The following is a 6,649-nucleotide window of genomic DNA, read 5'->3' as shown; positions in this document are numbered from 1 at the left end:
TTTTGAAATTTTTACACAACACTATTTTATATTTTGATAATCGGAATTTGGCTTGTATCTGACCAAATTTGATTCGTTCAGCAAGCCCTACCTATTAACGCGTTTGTTATATTTTCGTCACGGATTCAGGTCTTTTATATATAACATGTTCTGCATGGTAATAAAAACATATGAAAAAGAAAAAGAGAATTAAATAAATACTTGCATACCACACATAAGCGAATAAAGAACTAATAAAAGTAAAACAAAAGAAATAAAAAGATGAATCATAAATAGTCTTCATATATATACTCTCTGGATGGTTCATATTCTGAGCAGTTATAGTGATTGCTTTAAATTTCTTTAAGAATTTATATATATATATAAACACAAAAGATACTATTAAGATACCAAAACTAGATAACCAACCTAAAAATACGCTTAAAACAGGAAAGTACTTATTCTGCACTCTCATAAAATATTCACTATTATGTCGAGCCCACTCTGGCAAATTTATATATAAAAAATAAGATTGATTGTCAAAACCAACTCCAATAAAAATATTTGAAATAAAAATTTTTAATAGAGCTAGTGTATTTCCAGCTCTATTTATATTTGAATTCCCTTGTTTATTAAAAATATAATTATTAAAAGCATCAGCTATATAATTATTTTTTATATTATAGCCAAGCACAAGCAAAGTTATTAAAACTCCGGCACTCAGAAAGAAATATTTTGCGTATTTACTCATATGTCTATAAAGAACAAGAAAAACAATAAAAGCAAATAAAAATCCGGACGTTGTTTGTGCCATAATAAAGAAAACAAAACTTAAGATTAATAAAACATACACTAGCAAGAGATTATCTTTTTTAGTTTGAAAAACATTATATTTATTTTTTACCGATGCTATTAAAAATGGTGTAAATCCAATAAACAGTTGAGTAACAAAATTAGATGCTTCTTCTGTTAAGCCATTAATCCTTTTTAGTGTTTGTACGTAACTACCTTGGCTATAATAACCATATGGATTAGAACTAATTTGTTGATCTTTCCATCTGGCTTCAAAAAATTTGCCAATAAATGAAACTATACTCTCTGAAATACTTGGGAAAAAAATATAGGTTAACTGACAACTAGCCACTATAAAAGATATTATAAGGGCAAATAGCCCTCCCTTTACAAAAGCCTTTGAACTTTTAAAGGAACTCGTACTAATTAGCATGATATAATAGTGTATAAAAATAACCAAAAAGAATATACAAAAATTAATAAACATCTTAATTGGGTTATTTTTATAATCAATTAAGTCAATTTTAAAATAGCTTATAAAAATTGCTATAAATTGCAAAACCAAAGTTATTGAGAGAAATAACATTATTTTTTTACTTATAAGTATTTTAGGCACTTTTCCTTTGTAAACAAACACAATATAAATAATAATCAAAATCAAATAGATGTATATTTGTATTTTGCTCCCAAAGTAATTAGGAACTTTGATGAAATAGGAAGCAATAAACATAGCAAGTGGCCATATCAAAAAGCTCATTATAAATAGCATCCTCCAAAGATCAAAAATAAAATAAGAAGCCAGTTATTTTATTGAGTTACGGACCTTACTAAATTCTTCGTAAAGTAGTCCTTCTCGTTTATAAATATCTAACAACAATAAAATCGCAATATATATAAAACCCCCAATTATTATTTGTAAAAATGTTGTTAAAAAGGAGGCACCCATGATATTTCCTAATAATCGTACAGCACCAAACATTACTGTCCCTGCAAAAAAATAGTTAATCGCTCTTTTAAGTACCATTTTTATATCTAAACTGTGTTTTACATAGTTTAGTTGGACTAAAGTTACTGTAGCCTCAGCACAAATAGTTCCAATTGCTGCACCAATTGATCCCATCTTGCTAATAAAAATCAAATTTATAATTAAATTCACAGCGGCACCACTATAAACTGATATTGAGTATAACCTCATTTTACTAAGTGCTAACAAGTACTGCGTTCCAAATACTCCACTCCATGACATTAATAAAATTGTTGGACTAATAATTATTAAAACTACAATGCTTTTTATAAATTCCGCACCTAAATACCAAGGAATAAACTCTTTTGCTATTCCAGCTAATCCAAACATAATTGGAATAGCAATAAGTGTGGAAAAATCTAAGGAATAAGAAAGATACTTATTAGCTCTCTTAAAGTCCCCTTTTGAAAAAGTGTTTGCCATTCTAGGTAGCATTATAGTCCCTAGGGAAGTGACAAAGGCGAGAGAAATTTTCAAAATTTTATCTGCATATTCATAAATACCAACTTCACTTTTTGAAGATAATACTCCTAACATTGTTTTATCCAAAACAAAATATATTTGTATTGCTATCTGTGGAATAAAATAGCTCAACGTTGGTCTAAAATGCTTATATATTTCTATAATCTTAACTTTAGAGAAATCTATATATTTACCGACTGATAGCCACATAATAAACTGACCAAAAAATGTGCCACAACACATTATTAAGGTATAAATCGGTAGATCTGATTTAGTTTTAACGAATATAAACATACTAACCAAAGTCAAAACTTTAACTAATATATTTCTCATTACAATTTTTTTGAACTTCTCTAATCCGCTAAATAGCCACGAACAATCAATTGCAGTTGAGAAAATCATTATTGACTGAATTATAGCAATAGACTTATCTTCCTTTAATCCAACAAAAATCAACAAAAAATAACCAGTTAAAGATATAAATGACATAATAACTTGTATTGCATAGATACCTAAAAATGTTTCACTTAACTTTTTTCTATTGTCTCTGACGACAGCAATACTTTTATTTCCATATGTACTTATACCTAGCATACCCAATAAACAAAAATACTGAACAATTGAAGAAGTATAAGCATATATACCCACTCCATTACTACCTAATACTCTGGAAATATATGGAACTGTAATTAAGGGCAGCGACACTGTTAATAATTGATATAATAAATTATAAGCATAATTTTTTTTTACGCTCAATTTTTACACCCTTTTTAAAGCATTATGTTTTTTTAAATAAAAGAGCATTTTTTGTTCTTGTACATAAAATCGTAGATTTTTTAAAAATATAATAGGCGGTTATTGACTTATCTAATAAATAAAGTTCAACTAGCATCTTTTTTCTCTTTTTTAAATATATATCGTAATTATACCCCAGATATTTTTTGCATAGATTTTTTATTTCTTCATTATCTTTTATAAAAATAGATGATCCTAACATTTGTTGAGAAAGTTTATGAATAATAATATTGGAATCCTTTATTTTTTTTCTATTGTTTATTATCTCATAAAGACGAATAAAACAATCAATATAGTATTTAATATAAGCAAGTGGAAGTAAATCGGGGTATTTTTCTTTCATAAATTTTATCATTGAGCCTACTGCTTCACAATGCTGTAAACTTTTATTTATGGAAAATCCGGAATTAACAATACTATCATTTCTTTGAAAATAATAATATAAATTCAAGTTGGTTTTTACAACTTTATTAGCCTTACTAATAATTTTATGCGTAGTAAAAATATCTTCAAAAACTTTTCTGTATGGGAACTTTATATCTTCCCACAACTCTATTTTATAAAGTTTATTCCATACATAATTTCTACAATTATGGTCTAAAATCGTATTTATAACTGCCTTTTTCGTTGGATATATATCTATATTTTGTTTATGGTAATCAGGTTCTTCTATTTCCATTTCTGTGGAAAATTTTTGATAACCAACCTCTACTATATCACCTTTTTTCTCGGTCATTAAAGAATACATTATTTTATACATATCCTTATGAATAAAATCATCACTGTCTATAAAGCTAACAAAATCACCTGTTGCTTCAAGTAAACCAACGTTTCTAGCATCTGATAATCCCCCGTTTTTTTTATGAATTACTTTTACTCTTTTATCAATTGAGGCATAGCTATCACATATTTCACCTGATTTATCAGTAGATCCATCATTCACTAAGATAATTTCTAATTTTTTATATGTTTGGTTAATTACACTATCTAAGCATCTTTTTAAATATCTTTCTACATTAAAAACTGGAATTATAACACTTATTAACGGACCCATTTTTTCTCCTTTTTGGATATAACTTTATTAGTATGCAGATTCCCACTTAAAAATTTTTGTAAAAAATAATAAGCCGCATTATCTAACTTAATCTTATATAGTAAAAACTTAAACTTAGTTTTATAATCAATTGAATTTCCAAATACAACCTTTTTAAATTTTATACTTTGAATCTCGTTTTTAACTATTTTTTTTAAAAACACTGCATCCTCCGACCATAAATTTCGTGAAGCTCTTCCATTAATATTTAAAAAAATTCTCAGTTCATAATTTCTAAACTCTACTTTGTATTTCTCCAGCAATTGTTTTTCTAATAAAAACTTTTTCATTCTATGTAAGTTTTTAATAAAAATAGCTTCTTTTTTTAAATCGCCTTTTGTTATGCTCCCATTCCTTTGTAAATAATTATATAATTGCTGTTGTACTATAGCAATTTTATTTGCGTAGAAAAGTGTTTTCAATACAATTAATGCATCTTCTCCAAAGTCTTGCTTTTCCGGGAAAAATATATTATTACTTACTAACAAATCCCTTTTAATTAATTTGTTCCACAAGAAATTTCCTATTAGAAAATTTCTGTTTAAAAAAGTTTTTATAACTTCATCTTTAGGAAAGCTATCCCTAGGTAAGTTTCCTAGTTCCATTTTTTCAATACTATTATCTTCATAAGCCTTATTTGCACCACAAATGACAATTTCACTATTTGTATTAACCGCTCTCTTATACATGGTATATATCATATCTTTCTCAAGCCAATCATCGCTATCTACAAACAAAATATATTGACCTATTGATCGTGAAATTCCAATGTTCCTTGCTTGACCAACTCCACCATTTGATTTATTTATCAACTTAATGTTATTATAGAAGTCTATTAAGTCTATTATTTTGTCTATACTATCATCTTCAGTGCCATCATTAACTATGATTACCTCATAATCTTTAAATCCCTTTTGCTCAATAATACTTATTAAGCATTTTCTTATATAATTACTTACATTAAACACTGGAAGGATAATAGAAACTTTGGGCATCCACATTTAAGTTCTTCCTTTTCTCTATTAATATTACTTAATAACGGCAACCTTTTAATAATCTTTTGGCACACTTTTAATTGTTTTAACTAATGAATAACATGCAATCAATCCGTGAATAACAAAATAAAAAATCAAGTAAATATTTGTAAATTTAAAAATTACTGCTATCAACAGCAAAGGATTACATAAACCGGCCATTCCTGCTATATTTAATCCTATTATATGGAATAAACCATAATCTTTACGGTTTGTTGTTTCAGAAGTATAATTAGAAAATAGTGTATGTGCCTTATGATCGACTAGTCTCGGGAAAATGGTAAAAATAGACGTAAGACTTCCTAAAAGAAGGTACACCCATTTTTGTTCACCAAACGGTTCGTAGTAGTTTTGAGAGAAAAAGACAGATAAACCGATACATATATATAAAAAGGTTGTAAAAAAATAACCACTTAACCCATCTAAAAACATTCCAAACGTACTGGTTTTCTTTGTGAATCTTGCAATATTACCATCAACACAATCTAGAACTATCCATAAATTTATTAGTATCGCTCCAATTAAATGAAAGAAAAACCCATTAGGAATAAATATAAAAGAGCCAATTACCCCAATGATCATAGATATTATTGTAGCTAAATTGGCATTAATTTTTACTTTTAAAAATAGCCATGTTACAAAAAAGGACAATGGGCGAATAACATAATAAACCCAAATATCCATTTTATCAATTTTTATTTTTTCCTTTGGCAAGCTATTTCTTATATCATCAATTTTTATTTTTTCCATTTTAATCCCCGCTAAACATTTTTTTATATTTTTTTATAATTTTTTTATTCATATTGTCACTAGTGAACTCTAATTCAAATTTTTTTCTTGCATTTTCCCCCATTTTTTTCAGTTTGTTTTTATTCAAATTTTTTAAAATTTGTTCCAGACTACTTAAATTTTCCATATCAAATATATAACCATCTTGTTCTTCTTTTATTAGTTCTGGAAGTGCGCCTCGATTGCTTACAATTACGGGTTTGTAATTTTTCATAGCTTCAATAACTACTAGGCCAAAACCTTCCCACCTTGATGGAACAATAACAGCATCCATTAAATTATAATAACTATCGATATTTTTGGGTGAAACCCATCCGATTTTTTTTACATGGTGAGGTAAATTTAAATTAATATTCTCGTTTAAGACAGCAGCACCTATTAGGAACAACTGTATATTGGGAAAATAATTCTTTTCAAATAACCTCAATAATATGTCAAGGCCTTTTTGTCTATCAAATCTACCAACAAAAAGCAAATTTATTTTTGAACTATCAATTTCTAATTCTAATCCTACGTTATTAATATTTCTATGTTCCTCAATACCGTTGTAAATTAATTCTGATCTGTTAATTGGAATACCATACTTCTTTGAGAGCCTTTGCCAAAATGCTATACCCCCTGAAGCAGTAGGCAGTCAGACAATTAAAGATCGTGGATTTATTCCACTAAAGAAAACAGATA

General features: G+C 27.3%; 6 protein-coding genes. All 6 read right to left on the bottom strand.

Annotated features, from left to right (window positions below; all coding sequences use genetic code 11):
- Positions 1–106 precede the first annotated feature (106 nt).
- The 6 genes from IC21_RS09720 to IC21_RS09695 are packed head-to-tail and all read right to left on the bottom strand — an operon-like array spanning position 107 to position 6,464.
- Positions 107–1,528: a hypothetical protein gene (locus IC21_RS09720; RefSeq protein WP_029142505.1), complete on the bottom strand. Its 1,422-nt coding sequence runs from the start codon at positions 1,526–1,528 to the stop codon at positions 107–109.
- 45 nt (positions 1,529–1,573) lie between these two features.
- Entirely contained in the window at positions 1,574–3,013 is a 1,440-nt protein-coding gene (locus IC21_RS09715; RefSeq protein ID WP_029142504.1) for a flippase, read from the bottom strand.
- 22 nt (positions 3,014–3,035) lie between these two features.
- Positions 3,036–4,106: a glycosyltransferase family 2 protein gene (locus IC21_RS09710; protein ID WP_029142503.1), complete on the bottom strand. Its 1,071-nt coding sequence runs from the start codon at positions 4,104–4,106 to the stop codon at positions 3,036–3,038.
- Entirely contained in the window at positions 4,094–5,146 is a 1,053-nt protein-coding gene (locus tag IC21_RS09705) for a glycosyltransferase (protein ID WP_029142502.1), read from the bottom strand. The genes IC21_RS09710 and IC21_RS09705 overlap by 13 nt, the downstream gene beginning before the upstream one ends.
- 48 nt (positions 5,147–5,194) lie before the next feature.
- Positions 5,195–5,929, bottom strand: coding sequence for a CDP-alcohol phosphatidyltransferase family protein (locus tag IC21_RS15850; RefSeq protein ID WP_029142501.1), 735 nt, complete (start codon positions 5,927–5,929; stop codon positions 5,195–5,197).
- 1 nt (position 5,930) lies between these two features.
- Positions 5,931–6,464, bottom strand: coding sequence for a glycosyltransferase family 4 protein (locus IC21_RS09695; protein WP_268810868.1), 534 nt, complete (start codon positions 6,462–6,464; stop codon positions 5,931–5,933).
- Between the last annotated feature and the right edge of the window lie 185 nt (positions 6,465–6,649).

It is taken from the genome of Heyndrickxia coagulans DSM 1 = ATCC 7050 (genome assembly GCF_000290615.1).
Lineage (GTDB): Bacteria > Bacillota > Bacilli > Bacillales > Bacillaceae_C > Weizmannia > Weizmannia coagulans.
This window is presented reverse-complemented; position numbering and strand designations above follow the sequence as displayed.

Bases quoted from the DNA above. Each gene is read 5' to 3' on its own strand.
- IC21_RS09720 (WP_029142505.1), bottom strand. From the start codon at position 1,528: ATGAGCTTTTTGATATGGCCACTTGCTATGTTTATTGCTTCCTATTTC.
- IC21_RS09710 (WP_029142503.1), bottom strand. From the start codon at position 4,106: ATGGGTCCGTTAATAAGTGTTATAATTCCAGTTTTTAATGTAGAAAGA.
- IC21_RS09705 (WP_029142502.1), bottom strand. From the start codon at position 5,146: ATGTGGATGCCCAAAGTTTCTATTATCCTTCCAGTGTTTAATGTAAGT.
- IC21_RS15850 (WP_029142501.1), bottom strand. From the start codon at position 5,929: ATGGAAAAAATAAAAATTGATGATATAAGAAATAGCTTGCCAAAGGAA.